A 22,059-nucleotide genomic window follows, 5' to 3' on the forward strand; every position below is an offset into this window, starting at 1 on the left:
GGGCCTGTTACCACATGGTAGGGACTCCGCGATGGTTGACGAGCCCGAGGGTCCGGAGGCTGTCCAGCGCGCCACCGACGCCTGCCTGCGCCTGCTCAAGGCCCGCGGCAGGAGCCGGCATGAGCTGTCGCTCGCCCTGGAGCGCAAGGGCTTCCCTCCGTCCGTCCGCGACGCGGTGCTCGCCCGCCTCTCGGAGTGGGGCTACCTGGACGACGCGAAGTTCGCGCGCGAACGCGCCGCGGCCCTGCTGGGCAAGGGGAAGCTGGGGCCCCGGGCCGTGCTCCAGCGGCTGCAGGCCCACGGGCTGGAGGGCTCGGAGGCCCGGCGGGCGCTGTCGGAGGCGAAGGACGCGGTGGGCTTCGACGCGCTGGAGGCCGCCCGGCAGGTGCTGGAGAAGCGGCGCCTGGCGGGCCGCCCGCTGGACGCGAAGGAGCAGGCCCGCGCGGGGCGGCTGTTGCTCAGCCGGGGGTTCGCGCCGGACATCGTGACCCGGCTGGTGGGAGAACCTTCGCTGGACCCCTCCGGGCAGGACGAATAGTTTGGGGGCGTGATGCGCTCCGCCGTCCTCGTCCTGACCGCCCTGCTGATGTCCTCCTGTGCCGCCCTCTCCGCGGGGCCCGCGGGCGAGCCCGACTACGCGACCCAGGCGGCGGAGAACCTGGCGCTGGGCGAGGCCGCGCTGGAGGACAAGGACTTCCTCAAGGCGGAGAAGTACTTCGACCACGTCCGCACCAAGTTCCCCTACCTGGAGGCGGCCCGCGAGGCGGAGCTGAAGCTGGCGGACCTGGACTTCGCCCGGGAGATGTACCCGGAGGCGCGCGACAAGTTCGACTCCTTCATCAAGCTGCACCCCACCCACCCCAAGGTGGACTACGCCGCCTACCGCGCGGCGCTCTCCTACGTGGAGGAGTTCCCCTCGGAGTTCTTCGCCCTGCCGCCTTCCTACGAGAAGGAGCAGAAGCCCATGTACGACGCGCTGAGGGCCATGAACGGCTTCCTGCGCCAGTACCCGGATTCGCAGTACGCGAAGGACGCGAAGGTGCACGCCGGCGACGCCCGCCAGCGCCTGGCGCGCCACGAGCTGTACGTCGCGTCCTTCTACGCGAAGCGCGAGCGCTGGAAGGCCGTGGTCCAGCGGCTGGAGGGGCTGCTCAAGGACTACCCGGGCACGCCGCTGGAAGAGGAGGCCCTCTTCAACCTGCACGACGCCTACGTGAAGCTCAACGACACGGAGCGCGCGCAGAACACGCTGCGTGAGGTCCTCAAGCGCCTGCCGGGCACGCCCGCCGCCCAGCGCGCCCAGAAGATGCTGGGGTCGTGAGGCGGCTGGAGGACTGGGGGCGGCTGGGGGGCATCGGCATCGCCGTGCTCGCGGTCGCCGGCGTCCTCCTGTTCCTGGGCCCGCGCCTCCTGGGCGTCGCGGCCGGGCCGGAGGCGGAGGTCATCACCGCCCTGAAGGAAGCCGAGCACGACGGCGTGTCGCTCCCCGTGCCGGGCGCGAGCGTGCCGCTCGTGTCACGCAAGCTCCAGTACGCGCGCATCACGGTGTCCGTGGCGCCGGATGGACAGCGCGCGGAGGCCTTCGCCACGCTGGACTTCGAGGGCGTGCTGGGCACCACCACGGTCAGCACCGCGGGCGTGGAGGTCGTGCCCTTCACCCGCGAGTCCGGCCGCTGGAGGCCCGCGTCCTCGCTGGCGCCCCGGCTGGTGGCGGTGGTGGCGGCGCTGGAGGCGCGGCGGCGGGCCCTGGCGGACGGCCGGCCGGACGCGCTCGCCCGGCTGGTGGGCCCGGGAGGGGACGGCGGGGCGGGGAAGACGTGGGAGGAGATGGCCCCCCTGGCCCGGCGGCGCTTGACGGTCCAGGCCTGGTACGCGCGCCTGGAGCGGGACGAGGCGGTGGTGACGGAGCACTACCGGGTGGAGGGAGACCTTCCGGCTCGGCCGGTGGACACCCGGGGGGAGCGTCCGTTTTTGCTCGTGCGCGAGGGCGATCAATTCTTGTTTTCGCCCGGGCTCATGTAGGCTACCCGAGGAGGCACGGGCCCGCGCGGGCCGAGTCATGGACGAAGCCCTCAAGCAGCTACTGACCCTCGGGCGCGGCTCCTTCGAGAAGAAGCAGTACGCGCAGGCCGAGCAGTTCTTGACGAAGGTGGTCGAGCAGAATCCGACCTTCGCCGACGTCTACAACATGCTCGGCATCATCTACCACGACCAGGGCCAGTTCGCCCGGGCGCAGCGGGCCTTCGAGTCCGCGCTGCGGCTCAACCCCGCGTACACCGAGGCCGCGCTCAACCTGGCGGTCATCTACAACGACATGGGGAAGTACGCGGAGGCGAAGGAGGTCTACCAGGCCGCCTTGTCCCGCCAGAAGGGCGCCCCCGGCGAGCTGGACCCCTACGTCATGAAGAAGGTGGCCAACATGTACGCCGACATCGGCGACGTGTTCGCCTCCAGCGGCGTGTGGCAGAAGGCCATTGAAGAGTACCGCCGCGCGCTGGCGCACTTCCCGGAGTTCGTGGACATCCGCCTGAAGCTGGGCAACGCGCTGAGGGACGCCGGGGACAACACGGCGGCCATGGCGGAGTACGAACAGGTCATCGCGCAGAATCCGTCGTACATTCCTGGACGGATCAATTATGGAATCGCCCTGTACTCGGCGGGACGCCGTGACGAGGCGGTGAAGGTCTGGGAAGACGTGCTCGTGCGCAGCCCCGGCAACAAGAGCGCGCAGATGTACCTCAACCTGGTGAAGGACCCGGGGAAGGCGGAAGTGACGGGTTGAGCACCATGGCAACTTCCATCATCGAGGTCGCGGCACCGTGAGCACTCCTGGCGGTACGGCGAAGTCCTTTGCCCTCAAGTTCATCTCCGGGAAGTACCAGGGCGGTGAGTTCCCGCTGAAGGCCAACAAGCAGATCGTCGTCGGACGGTCGAGCGAGTTGGACATGGTGCTGGTGGAGGACATGGTCTCGCGCAAGCACGCGAAGATCCTGTTCTCCGACGGAGCCATCACCATCGAGGACCTGGGGTCCACCAACGGCACCTTCGTCAACGGCGAGAAGGTCAAGCAGGCCAAGCTGAAGGAGGGGGACCGCATCCTCATCGGGACCTCCATCCTCAAGCTCGTGCACCAGGGCGCGGAGAGCGCCGCCGTGGACGAGAGCGTCGTGAAGCAGAAGCTGGAGGAGGCCGCCGCCGCCCAGGCCGCGCGGACCACCAAGGCCAGCTCCATGACGGGGAAGATTGAAGAGATCCCCCTCCCGGACCTGCTCCAGCTCTTCCACACGTCCAAGAAGAACGGCGTGCTCGTGGTGAACAACGCCCACGAGGGCCGCATCTACCTGCGCCAGGGCCGCGTGTACTACGCGGTCATCGACGACAACCACAACCTGGGCCCGCAGAAGAGCTTCAACCGCATCGTCACCTGGGAAGAGGGTGACTTCGAGCTGCGCCCCGCGGACACGCAGGAGTTCATGGTGGAGCTGGACTCCTCCACCGAAGCGCTCCTGATGGACGCCCTGCGGCAGCTGGACGAGTTCAAGCGCCTGCAGCCGAACCTGCCGCCCATGGCCACGGCGCTGCGCATCGCGCAGCCGTTGTCAGCGCCCCTGAAGGAACTGACGCCGGAGATGCTGGACGTGCTGCAGCTCGTGCACAACCACGGCTCGCTGGGCGGCGTGCTGGACCACTCGGACGGCGACGACGTGCTCACCGCCGAATCGGTGGTGCAGCTCATGAAGCGCGACTACGTGCGCGCGGAGTAGGGCGGGGAACATCATGGCGGGTGCGAAGCCGGTGGCGCCGAAGAAGCGCCTCACGGAGATGAGCCACTGCGCGGGCTGCGCGGCGAAGCTCAAGGCGGGGGACCTGGCGACGGTCCTGGGCGGGCTCAAGGGGGCGGCGTCCCACCCCCGGGCCCTGGTGGGCTTCAACACGAACGACGACGCCGCCGTGTACCAGGTGGCGCCGGGCATGGCCGTGGTGGAGACGGTGGACTTCTTCCCGCCGCTCGTGGACGACCCGTTCCAGTTCGGCGCCATCGCCGCGGCCAACGCGCTGTCGGACATCTGGGCCATGGGCGCGAAGCCGCTGTTCGCGCTCAACCTGGTGTGCTTCCCGGACGAGCTGCCGCTCAAGACGCTGCAGAAGATTCTGGCGGGCGGCCAGTCCAAGGCGGACGAGGCGGGCATCCCCATCCTGGGCGGCCACAGCATCCGCGACCCGGAGCCCAAGTTCGGCATGGCCGTGACGGGCGTGGTGCACCCGAAGAAGGTGCTCACCAACGCGGGCGCGAAGCCGGGGGACGTGCTGCTGCTCACCAAGCCCGTGGGCACGGGCATCGCCACCACCGCCATCAAGCGGGGCCTTGCGTCCAAGCAGCTCACGAAGCGCGTGACGGCGCAGATGGCCACGCTCAACAAGGCGGCCGGTGAGGTGTTCGCGTCGGGCGCCTTCAAGGTGAACGCGCTCACGGACGTGACGGGCTTCGGCCTGCTGGGCCACCTGCTGGAGATGATGAACGGCGCGAAGACGCGCGCGGCGGTGGACCTGGAGCGCATCCCGCTCATCGCGGAGGTGCCCGCGCTGGCGGAACAGGGCGTGATTCCGGGCGGCACCAAGACGAACCTCGCCCACGTGAAGAAGCAGGTGACGTTCCCGGAGGGGCTGCCGGAGCACATCCAGTGGCTGCTCGCGGACGCGCAGACCAACGGCGGCCTGCTGGCCAGCGTGCCCGCGCGCCACGCGCTCAAGGCGGTGCAGGCGCTGGAGAAGGCCGGCGTGGACGCGGCCCTCATCGGCGAGGTCCAGGCGGGCCGTCCCGGCATCGACGTCATCGGCTGAAGCACGCCGGCCCGGGGAGCGGATTTCGCCTCCGGGCCAGGGCTCCGCTAACATCCGCGAGCGAATGTCGCCGCGCCGCTTCCCCCTCCGCCCCCTCCTGCTCGCGTGCCTCCTGCCGGCCCTCGCCGGGGCGGGGGAGCGCGGTGCGCGCATCGTCATCGACCCCGGACATGGCGGGGCGAAGGAGGGCGCGAAGGGGCCCGGCGAGCTCTGGGAGAAGGAGATCGCCCTCCAGATTGCCCAGCGCCTGCGCGAGAAGCTGGAGGCCGCGGGCAGCGAGGTGTTCCTCACGCGCGACCGCGACGCGCAGATGGCGCTGTCGGAGCGGGTGGAGTTCTCCAACATCCAGCGGCCGGACCTCTTCCTCTCCATCCACGCCAACTCCATGCCCACGAAGCGCCTGCGCGAGCGCACGGAAGGCATCGAGACGTACTTCCTCTCCGCGAACGCCTCCGGTGAGGCGGCGCGGGCGGTGGCGGACCGTGAGAACGCGGAGGCCCCCACGGCCCGCTCCGCGCGCGGGCACTCCACGCTGGCCTTCATCCTGGATGACCTGGCGCGCACGGAGGCGCACTCGGACGCGTCCCGGCTGGCCTACGCCATCCACCCGCGCCTGGTGTCCAAGAGCGGTGCCGCGGACCGGGGCGTGCAACAGGCGCCCTTCTTCGTCCTCACGGGCGTGGAGGCGCCGGCGGTGCTGATTGAAGTGGGCTTCATCTCCCACCCCCAGGAGGGGGCCCGGCTGGGGAAGGCGGCCTACCAGGAGACCCTGGCGGAGGCCATCGCGGACGGGGTGCAGGCCTTCCTCCGGGAGACGCGCCGGCGGGACTCCTCGCCCCCGCAACCGGTGGCTGGATCCACGGCGCCCTGATAAAGCGTGGGGGCTTTTGAAGTCCTCTTGCGTCAGGAGCTTTCCCCCGTGCGTTCCTTCAACCGTGGTGCGCTGGACCTTCGGCCTGTCACCCTCACGCCCAACGTCAACCGCTACGCGGAGGGCTCCGTGCAGGTGGAGTTCGGCCACACCAAGGTGCTCGTCACCTGCTCGGTGGAGGACCGCGTCCCGCCGCACCTGATGGGCAAGGGCAGCGGCTGGGTGACGGCTGAATACGGCATGCTCCCGCGCGCCACGCACACCCGCGGCTCGCGCGAGGCCGCCAAGGGCAAGCAGTCCGGCCGCACCATGGAGATCCAGCGCCTCATCGGCCGGGCCCTGCGCGCGTCCGTTGACCTGCAGGCCCTGGGCGTGCGCACCTTCACGCTCGACTGCGACGTCATCCAGGCGGACGGCGGCACGCGTACCGCGTCCATCACCGGCGCGTACGTGGCGCTGGTGCTGGCCATGCGCTCGCTCAACAAGCCGGGCCTCCTGAAGGGCCTCACCCCGCTGGCCGCGGTGTCCGTGGGCGTGGTGAACGGCGAGGTGCGCGTGGACCTGGACTACGACGAGGACTCCACCGCGGAGGTGGACCTCAACCTCGTGGCGACGGGTGACGGCCGCATCGTGGAGGTGCAGGGCACCGCCGAGCACAAGCTCTTCGACCGCAAGTCGATGGACGCGATGCTGGACGGAGGCCTGGCCGCCATCCAGCAGCTCACCGTCGCGCAGGCGAAGGTGCTGGGATGAAGCCGAAGCTGCTCTTCGCCACCGGCAACGCCGGCAAGCTGCGCGAGATGCGCGCGCTCGTGGGTGACGCCGTGGAGGTGGTGTCCCTCAAGGACCTGCCCCCCGTGCCCGAGCCCGTGGAGGACGGCGCCACGTTCGAGGCGAACGCGGTGAAGAAGGCCCGTGAGTACTCCCTGGCCACCGGACTGCCCGCGCTGGCGGACGACTCAGGGCTGTGCGTGGACGCGCTGGACGGACAGCCCGGCGTGCTCTCCGCGCGGTACGCGCCGGGGGACGACCGGGCCCGTTACGAGAAGCTGCTCGCGGAGCTCTCAGGCGTGCCGGACGAGAAGCGCACCGCGTCCTTCCGCTGCGCCCTGGCGCTGGTGACGGGCAAGGGCGCCGAGCCCCGGGTGGAGGTGGGCCGCTGCGAGGGCGTCATCCTGCGCGCGCCGAAGGGGACGAACGGCTTTGGCTACGACCCCGTGTTCCAGGTGGAGGGGGAGGGCGGGCGCTCCATGGCGGAGCTGGCACCGGAGGAGAAGTCCCGGGTGTCTCACCGGGCCCGGGCCTTCCAGCTGATGCGGCGCCATCTGTTGGCGCTCTGACCGGGCGGGCGGGCGTCAGGAACAGCAAGCTTGCGCGTCCGTCCGCGTTAGGCGAAGAATGCGGCACTTCTCGGGGCGTAGCGCAGCCTGGTAGCGCACCTGCCTTGGGCGCAGGGGGTCGGAGGTTCGAATCCTCTCGCCCCGACTTGAAGTGCCGTGATGTTTCAGCAGTCAGGACGGGCCAGCTCCAGTAGCTCAGCTGGATAGAGCACCGACCTTCTAAGTCGGGGGTCGCAGGTTCGAGTCCTGCCTGGGGCGCAAATCTGCTGGCAGATGGTTTTGGGCCTTGAACAGCTACGGTTTCCACGGTAGGAGACCGCCGCTTTCAAAGCCGTGACGTGTGAAGTGACGGCGAATGTAGCTCAACTGGTTAGAGCGCCGGACTGTGACTCCGGAGGTTGCCGGTTCGATCCCGGTCATTCGCCCTTCTTCTCTCGCTTCGCCCCGCGCCTATAGCTCAACTGGATAGAGCATCGGCCTTCGAAGCCGAGGGTTGGGGGTTCAAGTCCCTCTGGGCGCACTCCCTTTCCCAGCCCCGTCCCGCCTGGAAGACGAAACGCCCGCGTCCCCCTATGGGAACGCGGGTGTTGTTCATTTCAGCGAACGACGGCGGCTCAGGCCTCCGGGTTCGTCCCGGCGCCGTCCTTGGACGACGGCACGCGGCAGCGCAGCTCCGTCTCCGCCTCCAGCGCGGTGAGGTTCTCGCGCATGGCCTTCGCCCAACGGGCGCGCGGCTGCTCCATCAGCTTCTCGTGCGCCAGGTCGATGGTCTCGCTCAGCTCGTCGTCGGACAGCTCCGACGTCGTCTTGCCCTTGTACGGACCGAACGCCACCACCACCGCGCTCGCCTTGGGACGCTCGGGCGTCTGGGCCACGGGCACCGCCGCGACCGTCGTGACCGGCGCCAGCGGCACGTCCACGTCGAGCCTCGGCTCCTCCTTCTCCGGAGTCCTGGCCGTCTCCAGCGCCTTGGGGGCCTCCGCGGGGGCGGGGGCCGGGGCCAGGGTGGGGAAGGACGCCTTCACCGGGCCGGGCTTCGAGCCCAGCACCTCGTAGGAACCGGACGCGGGGGCCGGCTCGTCGTGGGGGGCATGCGCGTCGTACTCCTCCGCCGGCATCTCCTCGCGCACGTACAGTCCGCCGAAGGCCTCCGGGTACGCCTTGCGCAGCGCCGCCACGCGGGCGCACTTCTCGATCATCGTCGTGGGAATCTTGGCCCACAGCGGCGTCTGCTGGACGTAGCCGGAGAAGTCCAGCCACACGACGACCGGCAGCTTCCCCTCGCGCACCACGCGCGACCAGGCACCCACCAGGGCGCCCTTGCGCTTGGCCGGGTTGAAGCGGTGCACCACCTCGCCCTTGCCCTGGTCCACGACGATCTCATCCTCGGCGAACACCGCGCTCGCCTGGATGCCCTTGAAGTCCGGGAAGCGCTCCGCGCGGGCGAGCATTCCGGCCTCGGAGGGCTGGAACTCGTACTTCGTCACCCAGTTGGGCCGCTCGCGGTTGCCGATGTTCTGGCGGCGCGCCACGCAGAACGCTTCCTTGAGGAGCGGATCCAACCCGCTGCGCTTGCACTGCTCGATGAAGAGGGCGAACTCGTCCTCGCTGATTCCCCGGGGGCAGATGGTCCGCTTCACCAGGTCCACCCGCTCCCGGTTCCAGGCCGCGCCCTGCGGCGACGTCGTTCCATCCGCCTTCACATTCGCATCCATCACTGTGTCTCCAGCACCGCTCGAAAAGGACGGACGACCCTCGCCCGACCACATGGTTGCCCGGGGACACGGCGCACGACCCGTGAGGCAGGGGCCTGGAGGGGACCCTGCTACAGACCTGCAGCGCGAACCGGGGCGTGGATCAACATGCGAGCCGGGCGGACCCTTCGCATCGGTTCCTCGGGCCCTGGCAGGACGGCCGCACGCCGGGCGTCCGCTCACGCGGCCGGGAATGGAAGAGGGGATGCAAAAACGTTTTGACAGAGCGGGCGGCGACCGGTATTCACCGCGCCACCTCGGACGTCGCGCAGCCAACGCGGCCGAACGCAAAGCCGGGAGCGTAGCTCAATTGGCAGAGCAATGGACTCTTAATCCATAGGTTGTGGGTTCGATTCCCTCCGCTCTCACTCGCAGGGCCCCTTCTGGAAACGGAAGGGGCCCTGTGTCTTTTCCGGCATCCCGTGGCCTTGGCGCCCGGGCCGGAAAGCCCCTGTCGTCCACGGACGTTTCGGGATAGGACGGCGGTCGCGCGACGCGTCGGGCGGGTGGCGAAACTGGTAGACGCGCCAGACTTAGGATCTGGTACCGCAAGGTGTGAGGGTTCGAGTCCCTCCTCGCCCATTTCGCGTTGACCCGTTCGTGCCTATCCCCTAAAGCCGCACGTCCCACTTTCCGGTTGCCGCCCCGGGACGCGAAGGCCCGTGGAGGCGGCGAGCGAGGCCCGCATGAAGGTCCAGGTCGAAGAGCTCTCTCCCATCGAGAAGAAGCTCTCCATCGAGGTCGACAACGCCCGCGTTGCTGAGGAGCTCAACCGCGCGTACGCCGCGCTCAGCGGTCAGGTGCGCCTGCCCGGCTTCCGTCAGGGCAAGGTTCCCCGCCGCATCCTCGAGCAGAAGTACCGCGAGCAGGTGGAGGACGACGTCATCCAGCGCGTCGTGCAGAAGGCCTACCTGGACGCCGTGCGCGAGCACAAGGTGGAGGCCGTCGCCTCCCCCCAGGTGACCAACTCCGGCCTCAAGCCCGGCGCCCCCTTCAGCTTCGAGGCGCGCGTGGAGGTGAAGCCGAAGGTGGAGGCCAAGGACTTCGAAGGCCTGTCCCTCACGAAGGTGGACACCGCCGTCGCCGACGACGCGGTGAACCAGCAGATCGAGCAGATGCGCCAGAACCTGGGCCGCATCGAGCCCGTCACCGACCGCGACGCCGCGGCCCAGGGCGACCAGGTCACCATCGACTTCGAGGCGAAGGTGGACGGCAATGCGTTCCCCGGCAGCAAGGCGGACGGCATTGGCGTGCGCGTGCAGGACGGCGACCTCATCCAGGGCAACATCCCGCAGCTGGCGGGCGTGAAGGTCGGCGAGACGAAGGACGTCGAGTACACCTTCTCCCAGGACTACCAGGCTGAAGAGGTCCGCGGGAAGACGGCCGTCTTCCACATCACCGTCAAGGAGCTGAAGAAGCCGGTGGTGCCGGAGCTCAACGACGACTTCGCCAAGGAGACGGGCGTCGCGCAGACGGTGGACGAGCTGCGCGCGAAGGTCCGCTCCGACATGGAGAAGGCCAAGAAGAACCAGGCCACGGTGGACGAGCGCGACGCGCTCATCAAGGCGCTGCTGGAGAAGAACCCGTTCGACGTGCCCCGCGCCATGGTGGAGCGCGCCATCGACTCCATGATGGAGGGCGCCTTCCGCCAGATGCAGCGCCAGGGCATCGACCCGCGCCAGCTGGGCCTGGACTTCAACCGCCTGCGCGACGAGATGCGGGAGAAGGCCACCCTGGAGGTGAAGGGCACGCTCCTGTTCGAGGCCATCGCCCAGCAGCAGAACATCCAGGCGTCCGACGAAGAGGTGGAGAAGCGCATCGAGGACCTGGCCATCGAGGCCAACCAGCCGGTCGCCCAGGTGAAGAAGTACTTCAAGGGCCCGGACGAGCGCCTTGGGTTGTCTCTGCGACTTCGCGAGGAAAAGACGATTGAATTCCTCAAGGGCCGGGCGAAGTATTCTTGAGGCTTTTCCTTCAGGGTTCCTGAGTCCCTTCTAGAGGTCCATCCGACATGCCCTTCATGCCCGTCCCCTACGTCATCGAGCAGACCCACCGGGGTGAGCGCTCGTACGACATCTACAGCCGGCTCCTGAAGGACCGCATCGTCATGCTGGGAACGGAGATCGACGATGACGTTGCCAACGCCATCGTCGCCCAGCTCCTGTTCCTGGAGTCGGAAGACCCGGACAAGGACATCAACCTCTACATCAACTCGCCCGGTGGTTCCGTGACGGCGGGCCTCGCCATCTACGACACGATGCAGTACGTCAAGGCGCCCGTCTCCACCATCTGCGTGGGGCAGGCGGCCTCCATGGGCGCCGTGCTGCTGCTGGCCGGCGCGAAGGGCAAGCGCTACTCGCTGCCCTCCAGCCGCATCATGATCCACCAGCCGCTCGGTGGCGCGCGTGGCCAGGCGACGGACATCGAGATCCAGGCGCGCGAGATCCTCCGGATGAAGGCGAAGCTCAACGAGCTCATCGTCAAGCACACCGGCCAGACGATCGAGCGCGTGGAGAAGGACACGGACCGCGACTACTTCATGGGCGCCGCGGAGGCGAAGGCGTACGGCATCCTCGACGCCATCCAGGACCCTCGGAAGGTCGTGGGCGTGAAGCCGGACGAGAAGAAGTAGACACACCGACATCCGAACGGGCCGGGGCGTCAGGCACCCGGTCGGCGGCCGGGGGTGCTGGGAATCTTCTCCCGGTCCTCCGGCCTTCTCGTTTCTCCCGTCACCGGCATTTTCCCCTTGTTAAGTACCCGGAAGGTGCGTGGACGTTCCGGATGGGGGCTGACTAGATTGGACGTCAGGGCAGGGGACCGGACGCGAAGCGGGTTGGGGCCTTTCAGGCGCAGCGAGGGATTTCATGGCGGGTAAGAACGTGGAGAAGCGAGACAACCAGACCCTCTGCTGCTCCTTCTGCGGCAAGTCGCAGAAGGAGGTGAAGAAGCTCATCGCGGGCCCGACGGTCTACATCTGCGACGAGTGCATCGGGCTGTGCAACGACATCATCGCGGAGGAGATCGACCGCGAGGAGACCAAGGACACCAAGCTGCGCATCCCCCGGCCCTCTGAAATCAAGGCCGTGCTGGACGAGTACGTGGTGGGCCAGGAGCGCGCGAAGAAGACGCTCTCCGTGGCGGTGCACAACCACTACAAGCGCATCGAGTCCAAGGTCGCGATGGACGACGTGGAGCTGCAGAAGAGCAACATCCTGCTGCTCGGCCCCACCGGCTCCGGCAAGACGCTGCTCGCGCAGACCCTGGCGCGCATCCTCAACGTCCCCTTCACCATCGCGGACGCCACGTGCCTCACGGAGGCCGGCTACGTCGGCGAGGACGTGGAGAACATCATCGTCAACCTGCTCCAGGCCGCGGACCACGACATCGAGCGCGCGCAGCGGGGCATCGTCTACATCGACGAAATCGACAAGATCGCCCGCAAGTCGGAGAACCCCTCCATCACGCGCGACGTGAGCGGCGAGGGCGTGCAGCAGGCGCTCCTGAAGATCATCGAAGGCACGGTGGCCAACGTCCCGCCCAAGGGTGGCCGCAAGCACCCGCAGCAGGAGTTCCTGCAGGTGGACACCACCAACATCCTCTTCATCTGCGGCGGCGCGTTCGGCGGCCTGGAGCAGGTGATTGAGCGGCGCCTGGGTGGCCGCAGCCTGGGCTTCGGCGCGGAGATCCAGTCGCGCAAGCAGCGCAACCTCAGCGAGCTGCTCAAGCACGTGGAGCCGGAGGACCTGCTCAAGTTCGGCATGATTCCGGAGTTCATCGGCCGTCTGCCCATCATCACCGCGCTGGAGGAGCTGGACGAGGGCGCGCTCGTGAACATCCTGGGCGAGCCCAAGAACGCGCTCACCAAGCAGTACCGCAAGCTCTTCGAGCTGGACGGCGTGTCGCTGAAGTTCACCGACGGGGCCCTGAAGGCCATCGCGTCGGAGGCCATCCGCCGCAAGGCGGGCGCGCGCGGCCTGCGCTCCATCCTGGAGACGGCCATGCTGGACGTGATGTACGAAATCCCGTCCCGCAAGACGGCCCGCGAGGTGCTCATCTCCGAGGAGGTCATCCTCAAGAAGAGCGAGCCCGTCGTCCTGCACTCGCAGGACAACAAGGAGACCCCGGAGCCGAAGAAGGAATCCGCCTGAGCGGACTCATCCTCTAGGGGCTCGCAAGGGCCTGAAGGGGATGACGGGGCGCGTCACGGTCTTGGACCGGGGCGCGCCCCCTGTTCTTGCGGGCCTTCAGGCGGGGGAACGGGCCGCACTTTTTCCGGGCCGGGGGCGGGGGCTTCTTGTATCTGCTGTCCCCCATGAGAAAGCTCCTCATGCCTGCCCTGCTGTCGCTCGTGGCCTGCACTTCCTCGAAGGAAGCCACTCGCGAGGAGTCTCCTGCCTCCGCGTCCTCGCAAGCCCCGGCGACGGCCGGCGACCGCGCTCCGGCCCGGGAGGGCCCTTCCCGCATGGCCTATCCGGCGACCCGTTCCGAAGCGGTGGTGGACACGCTGCACGGCCAGCAGGTGGCGGACCCGTACCGCTGGCTGGAGGACGAGAAGGCCCCGGAGGTCCAGGCCTGGATGAAGGCGCAGGACGGCTTCACCCGCGACGCGCTGGCGAAGATGCCGGGCCGCGACGCGCTGGCGAAGCGCTTCACGGAGCTGTTCTACGTGGACTCCGTGTCCGCTCCCGCGAAGCGGGGGGCGCGCTACTTCTTCATGCGCACCCACAAGGACAAGGAGAAGGCCATCGTCTACTGGAAGGAAGGCGAGTCCGGCCAGGAGAAGGTGCTGCTGGATCCGAACGCCTGGAGCAAGGACGGCACCGTGTCCCTGGGCACGTGGGCGCCTTCCTGGGACGGCAAGCGCGTGGCCTTCGCGCAGCGGCCCAACGCCGCGGACGAGGCCGTCCTGCACGTGATGGATGTGGCCACGGGTGAGTGGTCCAAGGTGGACGTCATCGAGGGCGCCAAGTACGCGCAGCCGCACTGGATCCCGGACGGCAAGGGCTTCTACTACGAGTGGCTGCCCACGGACCCCTCCATCTCCGTGGATGCCCGGCCGGGCTACACCACGCTCAAGTTCCACGCGCTGGGCCAGGACCCGAAGAACGACGTGGTGGTGCACGAGCGCACCGGCGACCCCTCCACCTTCCTCCAGGGCGACCTGTCGCGCGACGGCAAGTACCTCTTCGCCTCCATCCTGCGCGGCTGGAGCGAGAACGACGTCTACTGGAAGCACCCGGGGGAGAAGGACTGGCGGCTGCTCGTGAAGGGCAAGGGCGCCAAGTACAACGTCATCCCCTGGAAGGACCGCTTCTACGTCGTCACGGACGAGGGCGCCCCGCGCCAGCGCGTCTTCGCCGTGGACCCGAAGAAGTCCGAGCGCGCGAACTGGAAGGAAGTGGTGGCGGAGGACCCCAAGGCCGCGCTGGAGAGCGTGTCGCTGGTGGGCGGCCACCTGGCGCTGGAGTACCTCAAGGACGCGACCACGGAGCTGCGCATCACCACGCTGGAGGGCAAGCCCGTGCGCACCGTGCAGCTGCCGGGCGTGGGCGCCGCCAGCAACCTGGTGGGCCTGGAGGACCAGGACGACGCCTACTTCTCCTACAGCTCCTTCACCACGCCCCGGCAGGTGTACCGGACGTCCGTGAAGAGCGGGAAGGTGGACCTGTGGGCGAAGGTGGAGGTGCCCATGGACCCTGACGCGTACACCACGGAGCAGGTCTTCTACACGTCGAAGGACGGCACGAAGGTGCCCATGTTCCTCGTCTACAAGAAGGGCCTGAAGAAGGACGGAAATGCGCCCACGCTGCTGTACGGGTACGGCGGCTTCTTCGTGAGCATGCAGCCCTCCTTCCGCGCGAGCATCCTGCCGTGGCTGGACGCGGGCGGCGTCTACGCGGTGGCCAACCTGCGCGGCGGCGGCGAGTACGGCACCGCCTGGCATGACGCGGGCAAGGGCGCGAACAAGCAGAACGTCTTCGACGACTTCGCCGGCGCGGCCGAGTACCTGGCCAAGGAGAAGTACACGCAGGCGAAGAAGCTGGCCATCTACGGCGGCAGCAACGGCGGCCTGCTGGTGGGCGCGGCCATGACGCAGCGCCCGGAGCTGTACGGGGCGGTGGTGTGCGGCGTGCCGCTCTTGGACATGGTGCGCTTCCACCTGTTCGGCAGCGGGCGGACGTGGGTGCCGGAGTACGGGTCGGCGGAGGACGCCGCGCAGTTCAAGACCCTGTACGCCTATTCGCCCTACCACCACGTCCAGCAGGACGTGCGCTACCCGGCGCTCCTGATGATGAGCTCGGACCACGACGACCGCGTGGACCCCATGCACGCGCGCAAGTTCGTGGCGGCGGTGCAGAACACGAAGGGCAATTCGGCGCCCACGTTGCTACGCATCGAAGCGAACGCGGGCCACGGAGGGGCGGACCAGGTGGCCAAGGCCATTGAATCCAGCGTCGACATGTACGCCTTCCTCTTCCAGGTCCTGGGTGTTGCACGGCCGGATGCCGGGGTAGCGGCCGAGAGCCGCTAGAATCCGGGCAGCACACACTTCTGCCTGCCGGTGTTCCCTTGAAGGCAGGGTGCAGGCCCCCAATCTTGTGACGGGAACGGGGCCTGCGACCGGCGTGTTATAGAGCGGTGTTTCACCCTGCATGCGCGCTTGGGCGGCATGCGGGCAACTCTTCAAGGGCCCGCCTGTCTGGTGGGCCAGCGGGTGGCGGATACATGTTCTTCGGACGTGACGACAAGAAGGAAGCCCAGAAGCGGGGACTCACCATCCCGCTCTTGCCCCTTCGGGACATCATCGTGTTCCCGCACATGGTGGTTCCGCTGTTCGTCGGCCGGGAGAAGTCCATCGCGGCCCTGAAGGACGCGATGGCCCACAAGGGGCCGGATGACAAGGCGGTCATCCTGCTGGCCGCCCAGAAGAAGGCCAAGACGAACGACCCCTCGCCCGACGACATCTTCCACTTCGGCACCATCGGCCACCTCATCCAGCTCCTCCCGCTGCCCGACGGCACGATGAAGGTCCTGGTGGAGGGCGTGCGCCGCGCCAAGGTGAAGAAGTTCCACCCCAACGACTCGTTCTTCATGGTCGAGGTGGATGAAGTCGAAGAGCAGCTGGAGAAGAGCGTGGAGCTGGAGGCGCTGGTGCGCTCCGTCCACTCCGTCTTCGAAGCCTTCGTGAAGCTCAACAAGCGCATCCCGCCGGAGATGCTGATGCAGGTCGCCAGCATCGACGACCCGGCGCGCCTGGCGGACACCATCGTCGCGCACCTGTCGCTGAAGCTGAACGACAAGCAGGCGCTGCTCGAGACGGAGTCCCCGGCCAAGCGCCTGGAGAAGCTCTACGAGCTGATGCAGGGCGAGATCGAGATCCTCCAGGTGGAGAAGAAGATCCGCACGCGCGTCAAGAAGCAGATGGAGAAGACCCAGAAGGAGTACTACCTGAATGAGCAGATGCAGGCCATTCAGAAGGAACTGGGTGAGCGCGACGAGTTCAAGAACGAGATCCAGGAGATTGAAGAGAAGCTGAAGAACAAGCGGATGAGCAAGGAGGCCACGCTCAAGGTCAAGAAGGAGCTGAAGAAGCTCCGGATGATGAGCCCGATGAGCGCCGAGGCCACGGTCGTCCGCAACTACATCGACTGGATCATCAGCCTGCCCTGGTACGACGAGACCCAGGACCGGCTGGACGTCACCGAAGCGGAGCGGGTGCTTAACGAGGACCACTACGGCTTGAAGAAGCCGAAGGAGCGCATCCTTGAGTACCTCGCCGTGCAGCAGCTGGTGAAGAAGCTCAAGGGCCCCGTGCTGTGCTTCGTCGGGCCTCCGGGCGTGGGCAAGACGTCGCTGGCGCGCAGCATCGCTCGGGCCACGGGCCGCAAGTTCGTGCGCCTGTCCTTGGGCGGCGTGCGTGACGAGGCGGAGATCCGCGGCCACCGCCGCACGTACATCGGCGCGATGCCGGGCAAGCTCATCCAGTCCCTGAAGAAGGCGGGCAGCAACAACCCCGTGTTCCTCCTGGACGAGATCGACAAGATGTCCACGGACTTCCGTGGCGACCCGAGCGCGGCGCTGCTGGAGGTGCTGGACCCGGAGCAGAACCACAACTTCAACGACCACTACCTGGACCTCGACTACGACCTGTCCAAGGTGATGTTCATCTGCACCGCGAACACGATGCACAACATCCCCGGTCCGCTGCAGGACCGCATGGAGGTGATTCGCATCGCGGGGTACACCGAGCCGGAGAAGCTCTCCATCGCGCGGCGCTACCTGATCCCGAAGGAGCAGGAGGCCAACGGCCTCGCGGACCTGAAGATCGACATCACCAACGACGCGCTGAAGACCATCGTGCACCGCTACACGCGCGAGTCGGGTGTGCGTTCGCTGGAGCGTGAGATTGGCGGCGTGTTCCGCAAGATCGCCCGCGACGTGCTGAAGAACGGCAAGCGGGACCTCATCGAGGTGGACCGCAAGCAGGCGATGAAGTTCCTGGGCACGCCCCGCTTCCGCTACGGCGTGGCGGAGCGCGAGGACCAGGTGGGCATCGTCACGGGCCTCGCGTGGACGGAGCTGGGCGGTGAGATCCTCACCACGGAAGCCACGTCCATGCCGGGCAAGGGCAAGCTCATCATCACCGGCAAGCTGGGTGAGGTGATGCAGGAGTCCGCCCAGGCGGCCATGTCCTACGTGCGCAGCCGCGCGGAGCGCTTCGGCATCGACCGCAAGGTGTTCGAGAACTACGACATCCACGTCCACCTGCCGGAGGGCGCCATCCCCAAGGACGGTCCGTCCGCGGGCGTCACCATGGCCACGGCGCTGGTGAGCGCGCTCACGCGCGTGCCGGTCCGCAGGGACGTGGCGATGACGGGTGAAATCACGCTGCGCGGCCGCGTGCTGCCCATCGGTGGCCTGAAGGAGAAGACGCTGGCGGCGCACCGCGCGGGCATCAAGACGGTCCTCATCCCGAAGGCGAACAAGAAGGACCTGAAGGACATCCCGCTGAAGATCCGCAAGGCGCTGCGCATCGTCCCGGTGGAGTTCGTGGACGACGTGCTGCGTGAGGCGCTGCTGCTGGAGAAGCCGGAGGAGTTCGGCCGCAAGGGCGCCGGGGACAACCTGAAGACGGGGCTGTCCGTGACGGAGGCGGTGTCCACGCCTTCCGCGCCGGCCTCCTGAGGCCTTGAGTCCCAGCCCCCTCAAGGGGGCCTGGGATGAGTGGTGACGAAGCCAGGATGCCGGCCGACCAGGAGTCGCCGGTCTCCTGGCTTCTCTCTTTTCCGGGGCCGGTCGGGGTAGAACGCGGGAGGTGGCTCCCCGCGCGCGAATCCTGTCCTACTCCCTGGTGCTGGTGATGGCCGCGGCCTGCGGGCCGTGCGGCTTCCAGCCCGAGCCGGGCGTGAAGGTGGTGGTGCCCGCGATGCCCACCACGCTCGACTGGAGCCATTCGGATCCGCAGAGCTGGGTGAACTACCCGGTGATGCTGGCCACGCAGAAGGGGCTCACCACGCTGGGGGCGGACCACTCGGTGCAGGCCGGCCTGGCGGAGCGGTGGGAGCGCGAGGCGGACGCGGCCGGGCACGAGGTCTACACCTTCCACCTGCGGCCGGACGTGACGTGGTCGGACGGGTCTCCCGTCACGGCGCGCGACTTCATCTTCGGGTGGCACCGGGCCCTGCTGGGCCGCGAGCGCGGTGAGATGGCGGACCTCCAGGGCGCGGAGGAGGTGCTCGCGCTGCTGGAGCGCGCGGCGCCGGACGCGGAGGTGAAGGCCGCGCTGTCGCGCGTGGGCGTGGAGGCGGTGGATGCGCGGACGCTGCGGGTGACGCTGGCGCGGCCTCGCAGCTACTTCCTGGCGCGGCTCGCGAACGTGTACCTGTTCTTTCCCGCGCCTTCGGCGGACCTGGAGGGCAAGTCGGACGAGGCGGTGCGCGACTACTTCGACCGGCCCCGTGACGGTCGTCCGCTGGCGGTGGGGCCTTATCGCGTCGAGCGTTGGGACCGCGCGGGGGAGCGCGTGCGGCTGGTCTACAACCCGCGCAGCGCGTTCCCGCCGCCGATGGGGCCGGGGGAGACTCCGGCGCCGGTGCTGACGCTGATGAAGTCGGAGATCGGCCCGGCGCTGTATGAGCGGGGCCGCGTGGACTTCGTGTTCGTGGACAGCGCGGCGGCGCTGCGCGGGATGCGGGCCGCGGACCTGAAGCGCGAGCCGCTGTTGTCCACGTACTTCCTGGCCTTCAACACGGAGCGTCCGCCGTTGGACCGGCCGGAGGTGCGCCGGGCGCTGGCGCGTGCGCTGGATCGGGAGGCGCTGCTCGCGGGGCTGTTACCGGCGGCGCGCGCGACGAACGTGCTGCTGCCGCCGGAGCTGCCAGACGCGGCCTCGCCCGAGCAGGCCGCGCGGCTGCCGCGCTACGAGCCGGAGCGGGCGAAGGCGGAGCTGGCGGGTGCGACGGGGCTGGACCGGCCGCTGCGGCTGGTGGTGAAGGCGGGGGATTCGTTCGTGCCGGAAGAGGCGCTGGCGGAGCGCATCGCGGTGCAGCTCGCGCGGGTGGGCGTGACGGTGGTGGTGGACTCGCGCTCGGACTTCTCCGCGGAGGTGGCGCGCAGGACGCCGCAGGGGCCGCGCGCGTATGACCTCCAGCTGCGGCGGCTGGGCGCGGACTACGCACACCCGAACACGTTCTTCACGCTGTTCGAGCGCCAGGGCAACCACCAGACGGGCTGGGAGACGCAGGCCGGGGGGGAGCCGATGCGCCGCTTCGAGCAGCTGCTGGAGGAGGCGGACGGCGACCCGGATCCGGTGCACGCGCGCGAGTTGTACGCGAAGGCCCAGGAGGTGCTGGTGGGCGAGCAGGCCGTCATCGCGCCGCTGTACCACCCGGACCGCTACTTCCGGGCGCGGGCCCGGCTGCACGGACTGGACGTGGATCCATTCAACTTCCTCGCGCTGCGCGCATTGCGGCTGGGACCGGCTGGGACGACCACGGCGCGCGCGGAAGGGCAGGGGCCCTAGCGCATGCGCCTCATCGCGACGCGCCTCGTGCGGCAGCTCGTGCTCGTGCCGGTGGTGGCGGTGGCCTCGTACTTCCTCATGGCCGCGCTGCCGCTCACCACGGAGAGCGACACCAAGCGGCAGGTGTCTCCGGAGCTGGCGGCTTCGTACCGGCGCGACCTGGGCATCGGTGAGCCGCTCGGGTTCCTGCGGCCGTGGCAGAAGCTGTTCGCCGGGGAGCGGCTGGGCACCAGCGCTCAGGGCATCACCGGCGATGAGCTCCTCCAGAAGCTCTCCGGCAGCGTGGGCGTGGGCCTGGTCGCGCTTCCCCTGGCCCTTGCCTGGGCCGTGGGCTTCGCGCTCCTTCGCACCCGGTGGCGGCGGGGACGCTTCGCCGTGTTCGGTGACGTGCTGCCCGCCATCGCGTTCGGGACGCCGGTGTTCATCCCCGCGCTGCTCCTGGCCCCCGCCGTGGTGGAGCGCGGACACCTGCTGCCGGAGCTCTGCGCGGCGGTCGTCATCGCCATCTGGCCCGGGACCTTCCTGGGCACGCTCGTGGGGGATGCCCTGGAGACCGAGCTGTCCCGCGACTACGTGCGCACCGCGCTCAGCAAGGGGCTGGACCCCGGCACCGTGCTGCGCCGCCACGTCCTCCCCAACGTGTGGCCCGCGCTCCTGGACGCCGTCACGCCCGTCGCCACCGCGCTGCTCGCGGGCTCGTTCGCCGCGGAGCGCGTCTTCGGCCTGCCGTACTTCGGCCAGCTCTACGTGCTCGCCGTGCTCAACAAGCAGGTCGCCGTCGTCGTCGTGTCCACCACCACCTTCGCCACCGTGCTCGTCGTCGTGAGCCTCACCGTGGAGCTCCTGCGCATGCTCGCGGATCCGCGCGCCCGGGAGGCCCGCGCTTGAACCGCGTCCCCGTGCGCGCCTGGGTGGGACTGGTCCTCATGGTGGGGCTGGGCGGCTTGAGCCTCGTGGCCGGACGCCTCTTCCCGGAAACCCTCTCGAACACCTGTCCGCTGGGCTGGGACCTGAACCGCCCCGACCGCAGCGTGTGCGAGCTGGCCTTCGGTGGCCTCTGGGTGTCCCTGGCCGTGGGGCTCGCGGCCGGTGCGCTGTCCACCGTGCTGGGGCTCGCGGTCGCGGCGCTCGCGCGGCTGTCGGGCGGCGTGACGGAGCAGGTGCTCCTGCGCGCCGTGGATGCCGTGTTCGCGCTGCCGGACGTGCTCGTGGTGATGGTGCTCCAACTCGCGGGCCAGTCCCTCCTGGACGCGGGCATGACCCGCGGCCTGGGGCCCTTCGGCTTGATGGTGACGTCGCTGGCCCTGGTGGGCTGGGCCGGCCCCGCGCGCATGTTCCGCGACCGCCTGGCCACGCTGGAGGGCCAGGAGTACGTGGCCGCCGCGCGGGCGTTGGGCGGTGGCGGGGTGCACGTCCTGCGCGTGCACCTGTGGCCCATGCTGCGCCCGTTCGTGCTGGCCGTGTTCCTGAGCCGCCTGCCGAACGCCATCCTCACCGAGTCCACGGTGAGCTTCTTCGGAATCGCCCGCATGGAGCCCATGTCCCTGGGCCGCTACCTGGGCACGTCCTACGCCGCGCTCATCTACGAGGGCGGGGGGCGCGTCGTCATTCCCGCCTGGGGCCTGCTCGTCCTGCTGGTGCTTGGCGCCTCGCTCGCTTCACAGGCCTTGGGGGGAGGTCGTCGTCGCGAAGTGTGAGGAATGCCGCACATTGGGACAAAGGTTTCACTCGAACGGAAACCCTTTGCCCTCAGGTGAACACCATGTCCCTCCCGACGGAAGAAATCCCCCTCTCGCCTGCCCGTGATGAGCGTCCGCGTGACGACGGTCTGCGCAAGGAGACCGTCCGGGGTTCGGTGCTGGTGGTGGAAGACGACGCCGCGCACCGCGAGCTGCTGGTGGAGCTGGTGAGCGGCTGGGGCTACGACGCGATGCCCGTGGGCAGCGCGGAAGAGGCGGAGTTCGCCGTGCGCAACAAGCGCATGGACGCCGCCATCGTGGACGTGTTCCTGCCGGGCCGCAGCGGCACCACGCTCATGTCCAAGCTGCGTGAGAAGTTCCCGCAGGCGGTGCTCATCGGCGTCAGCGCCATGAGCGACGCGGCCACCGCGCGCAAGTGCAAGGGCCTGGGCGCGGACCTCTTCATCGGCAAGCCGTTGGATCCGGAGAAGCTGGCCAAGGCGTTGAAGTCCAAGCACCAGAGCTGGCACTGAGGCCAGCAGGGGAG

Annotated in this window: 20 protein-coding genes and 6 tRNA genes; 25 read left to right on the top strand and 1 reads right to left on the bottom strand. The window is 68.8% G+C overall.

The window, feature by feature from the left end:
• The first annotated feature begins 31 nt into the window (after positions 1-31).
• From AABA78_RS18765 to AABA78_RS39195, 14 genes are all read left to right on the top strand, one after another.
• Entirely contained in the window at positions 32-538 is a 507-nt protein-coding gene (locus tag AABA78_RS18765; protein ID WP_338264381.1) for a regulatory protein RecX, read from the top strand.
• Positions 539-550: 12 nt separating this feature from the next.
• A complete protein-coding gene (locus AABA78_RS18770) occupies positions 551-1,321 on the top strand; it encodes an outer membrane protein assembly factor BamD (RefSeq protein WP_338264382.1) in 771 nt (256 codons plus the stop codon).
• Positions 1,318-2,022, top strand: a complete 705-nt coding sequence (locus AABA78_RS18775) for a hypothetical protein (protein ID WP_338264383.1) — start codon at positions 1,318-1,320, stop codon at positions 2,020-2,022. Before AABA78_RS18770 ends, AABA78_RS18775 begins: the two co-directional genes overlap by 4 nt.
• Positions 2,023-2,059: 37 nt before the next feature.
• Positions 2,060-2,782: a tetratricopeptide repeat protein gene (locus AABA78_RS18780; protein ID WP_338264384.1), complete on the top strand. Its 723-nt coding sequence runs from the start codon at positions 2,060-2,062 to the stop codon at positions 2,780-2,782.
• A 37-nt stretch (positions 2,783-2,819) separates the two neighbouring features.
• Positions 2,820-3,764 carry a DUF4388 domain-containing protein gene (locus AABA78_RS18785; RefSeq protein WP_171421568.1) on the top strand — a complete coding sequence of 315 codons (945 nt, stop codon included), beginning with the start codon at positions 2,820-2,822 and terminating at the stop codon, positions 3,762-3,764.
• A 13-nt stretch (positions 3,765-3,777) separates the two neighbouring features.
• Positions 3,778-4,842, top strand: a complete 1,065-nt coding sequence (selD, locus tag AABA78_RS18790) for a selenide, water dikinase SelD (RefSeq protein ID WP_338264385.1) — start codon at positions 3,778-3,780, stop codon at positions 4,840-4,842.
• 64 nt (positions 4,843-4,906) lie between these two features.
• Entirely contained in the window at positions 4,907-5,713 is an 807-nt protein-coding gene (locus AABA78_RS18795) for an N-acetylmuramoyl-L-alanine amidase family protein (protein WP_338264386.1), read from the top strand.
• A gap of 48 nt (positions 5,714-5,761) precedes the next feature.
• The gene (gene rph / locus AABA78_RS18800; RefSeq protein WP_171421565.1) at positions 5,762-6,466 is read left to right on the top strand and encodes a ribonuclease PH; all 705 of its coding nucleotides are present in this window, start codon (positions 5,762-5,764) and stop codon (positions 6,464-6,466) included.
• A complete protein-coding gene (gene rdgB, locus AABA78_RS18805; RefSeq protein WP_338264387.1) occupies positions 6,463-7,053 on the top strand; it encodes an RdgB/HAM1 family non-canonical purine NTP pyrophosphatase in 591 nt (196 codons plus the stop codon). Before rph ends, rdgB begins: the two co-directional genes overlap by 4 nt.
• A 71-nt stretch (positions 7,054-7,124) precedes the next feature.
• Positions 7,125-7,198 (top strand) — tRNA-Pro (locus AABA78_RS18810).
• A gap of 39 nt (positions 7,199-7,237) precedes the next feature.
• A tRNA-Arg gene (locus AABA78_RS18815) sits at positions 7,238-7,311 on the top strand.
• Between the two features lie 93 nt (positions 7,312-7,404).
• A tRNA-His gene (locus tag AABA78_RS18820) sits at positions 7,405-7,478 on the top strand.
• A gap of 21 nt (positions 7,479-7,499) precedes the next feature.
• Positions 7,500-7,573 (top strand) — tRNA-Arg (locus AABA78_RS18825).
• On the top strand, positions 7,547-7,750 hold the full coding sequence (locus tag AABA78_RS39195) for a DUF4124 domain-containing protein (RefSeq protein ID WP_353544918.1): 204 nt from the start codon (positions 7,547-7,549) through the stop codon (positions 7,748-7,750). The genes AABA78_RS18825 and AABA78_RS39195 overlap by 27 nt, the downstream gene beginning before the upstream one ends.
• Here AABA78_RS39195 and bet read toward each other — a convergent pair.
• Positions 7,668-8,822: a phage recombination protein Bet gene (bet, locus tag AABA78_RS18830; protein WP_502260921.1), complete on the bottom strand. Its 1,155-nt coding sequence runs from the start codon at positions 8,820-8,822 to the stop codon at positions 7,668-7,670. The two genes, AABA78_RS39195 and bet, sit on opposite strands and share 83 nt — an antisense overlap.
• Before the next feature lie 280 nt (positions 8,823-9,102).
• Here bet and AABA78_RS18835 point away from each other — a divergent pair.
• The 11 genes from AABA78_RS18835 to AABA78_RS18885 all read left to right on the top strand — a co-directional run bounded on the left by AABA78_RS18835 (position 9,103) and on the right by AABA78_RS18885 (position 22,045).
• Positions 9,103-9,175 (top strand) — tRNA-Lys (locus tag AABA78_RS18835).
• Between the two features lie 132 nt (positions 9,176-9,307).
• Positions 9,308-9,389 (top strand) — tRNA-Leu (locus AABA78_RS18840).
• A 104-nt stretch (positions 9,390-9,493) separates the two neighbouring features.
• Positions 9,494-10,771 carry a trigger factor gene (tig, locus tag AABA78_RS18845; protein ID WP_120527436.1) on the top strand — a complete coding sequence of 426 codons (1,278 nt, stop codon included), beginning with the start codon at positions 9,494-9,496 and terminating at the stop codon, positions 10,769-10,771.
• Between the two features lie 47 nt (positions 10,772-10,818).
• On the top strand, positions 10,819-11,439 hold the full coding sequence (gene clpP, locus AABA78_RS18850; RefSeq protein WP_338264390.1) for an ATP-dependent Clp endopeptidase proteolytic subunit ClpP: 621 nt from the start codon (positions 10,819-10,821) through the stop codon (positions 11,437-11,439).
• Between the two features lie 235 nt (positions 11,440-11,674).
• Positions 11,675-12,958, top strand: a complete 1,284-nt coding sequence (clpX, locus tag AABA78_RS18855) for an ATP-dependent Clp protease ATP-binding subunit ClpX (protein WP_014394869.1) — start codon at positions 11,675-11,677, stop codon at positions 12,956-12,958.
• A 179-nt stretch (positions 12,959-13,137) separates the two neighbouring features.
• Positions 13,138-15,342: a prolyl oligopeptidase family serine peptidase gene (locus AABA78_RS18860; RefSeq protein ID WP_338264392.1), complete on the top strand. Its 2,205-nt coding sequence runs from the start codon at positions 13,138-13,140 to the stop codon at positions 15,340-15,342.
• Between the two features lie 194 nt (positions 15,343-15,536).
• Complete coding sequence (gene lon / locus AABA78_RS18865; RefSeq protein WP_171420243.1) at positions 15,537-17,996, top strand: endopeptidase La; 2,460 nt, start codon at positions 15,537-15,539, stop codon at positions 17,994-17,996.
• Positions 17,997-18,171: 175 nt separating this feature from the next.
• Positions 18,172-19,833 carry a peptide ABC transporter substrate-binding protein gene (locus AABA78_RS18870; protein ID WP_338265126.1) on the top strand — a complete coding sequence of 554 codons (1,662 nt, stop codon included), beginning with the start codon at positions 18,172-18,174 and terminating at the stop codon, positions 19,831-19,833.
• Positions 19,834-19,836: 3 nt separating this feature from the next.
• On the top strand, positions 19,837-20,721 hold the full coding sequence (locus tag AABA78_RS18875) for an ABC transporter permease subunit (RefSeq protein WP_338264394.1): 885 nt from the start codon (positions 19,837-19,839) through the stop codon (positions 20,719-20,721).
• A complete protein-coding gene (locus tag AABA78_RS18880) occupies positions 20,718-21,530 on the top strand; it encodes an ABC transporter permease subunit (RefSeq protein WP_338264396.1) in 813 nt (270 codons plus the stop codon). Before AABA78_RS18875 ends, AABA78_RS18880 begins: the two co-directional genes overlap by 4 nt.
• A 65-nt stretch (positions 21,531-21,595) precedes the next feature.
• The gene (locus tag AABA78_RS18885; RefSeq protein ID WP_171420246.1) at positions 21,596-22,045 is read left to right on the top strand and encodes a response regulator; all 450 of its coding nucleotides are present in this window, start codon (positions 21,596-21,598) and stop codon (positions 22,043-22,045) included.
• The last annotated feature ends 14 nt before the right edge of the window (positions 22,046-22,059 follow it).

The sequence above is a fragment of the Corallococcus caeni genome (assembly GCF_036245865.1).
GTDB lineage: Bacteria > Myxococcota > Myxococcia > Myxococcales > Myxococcaceae > Corallococcus > Corallococcus caeni.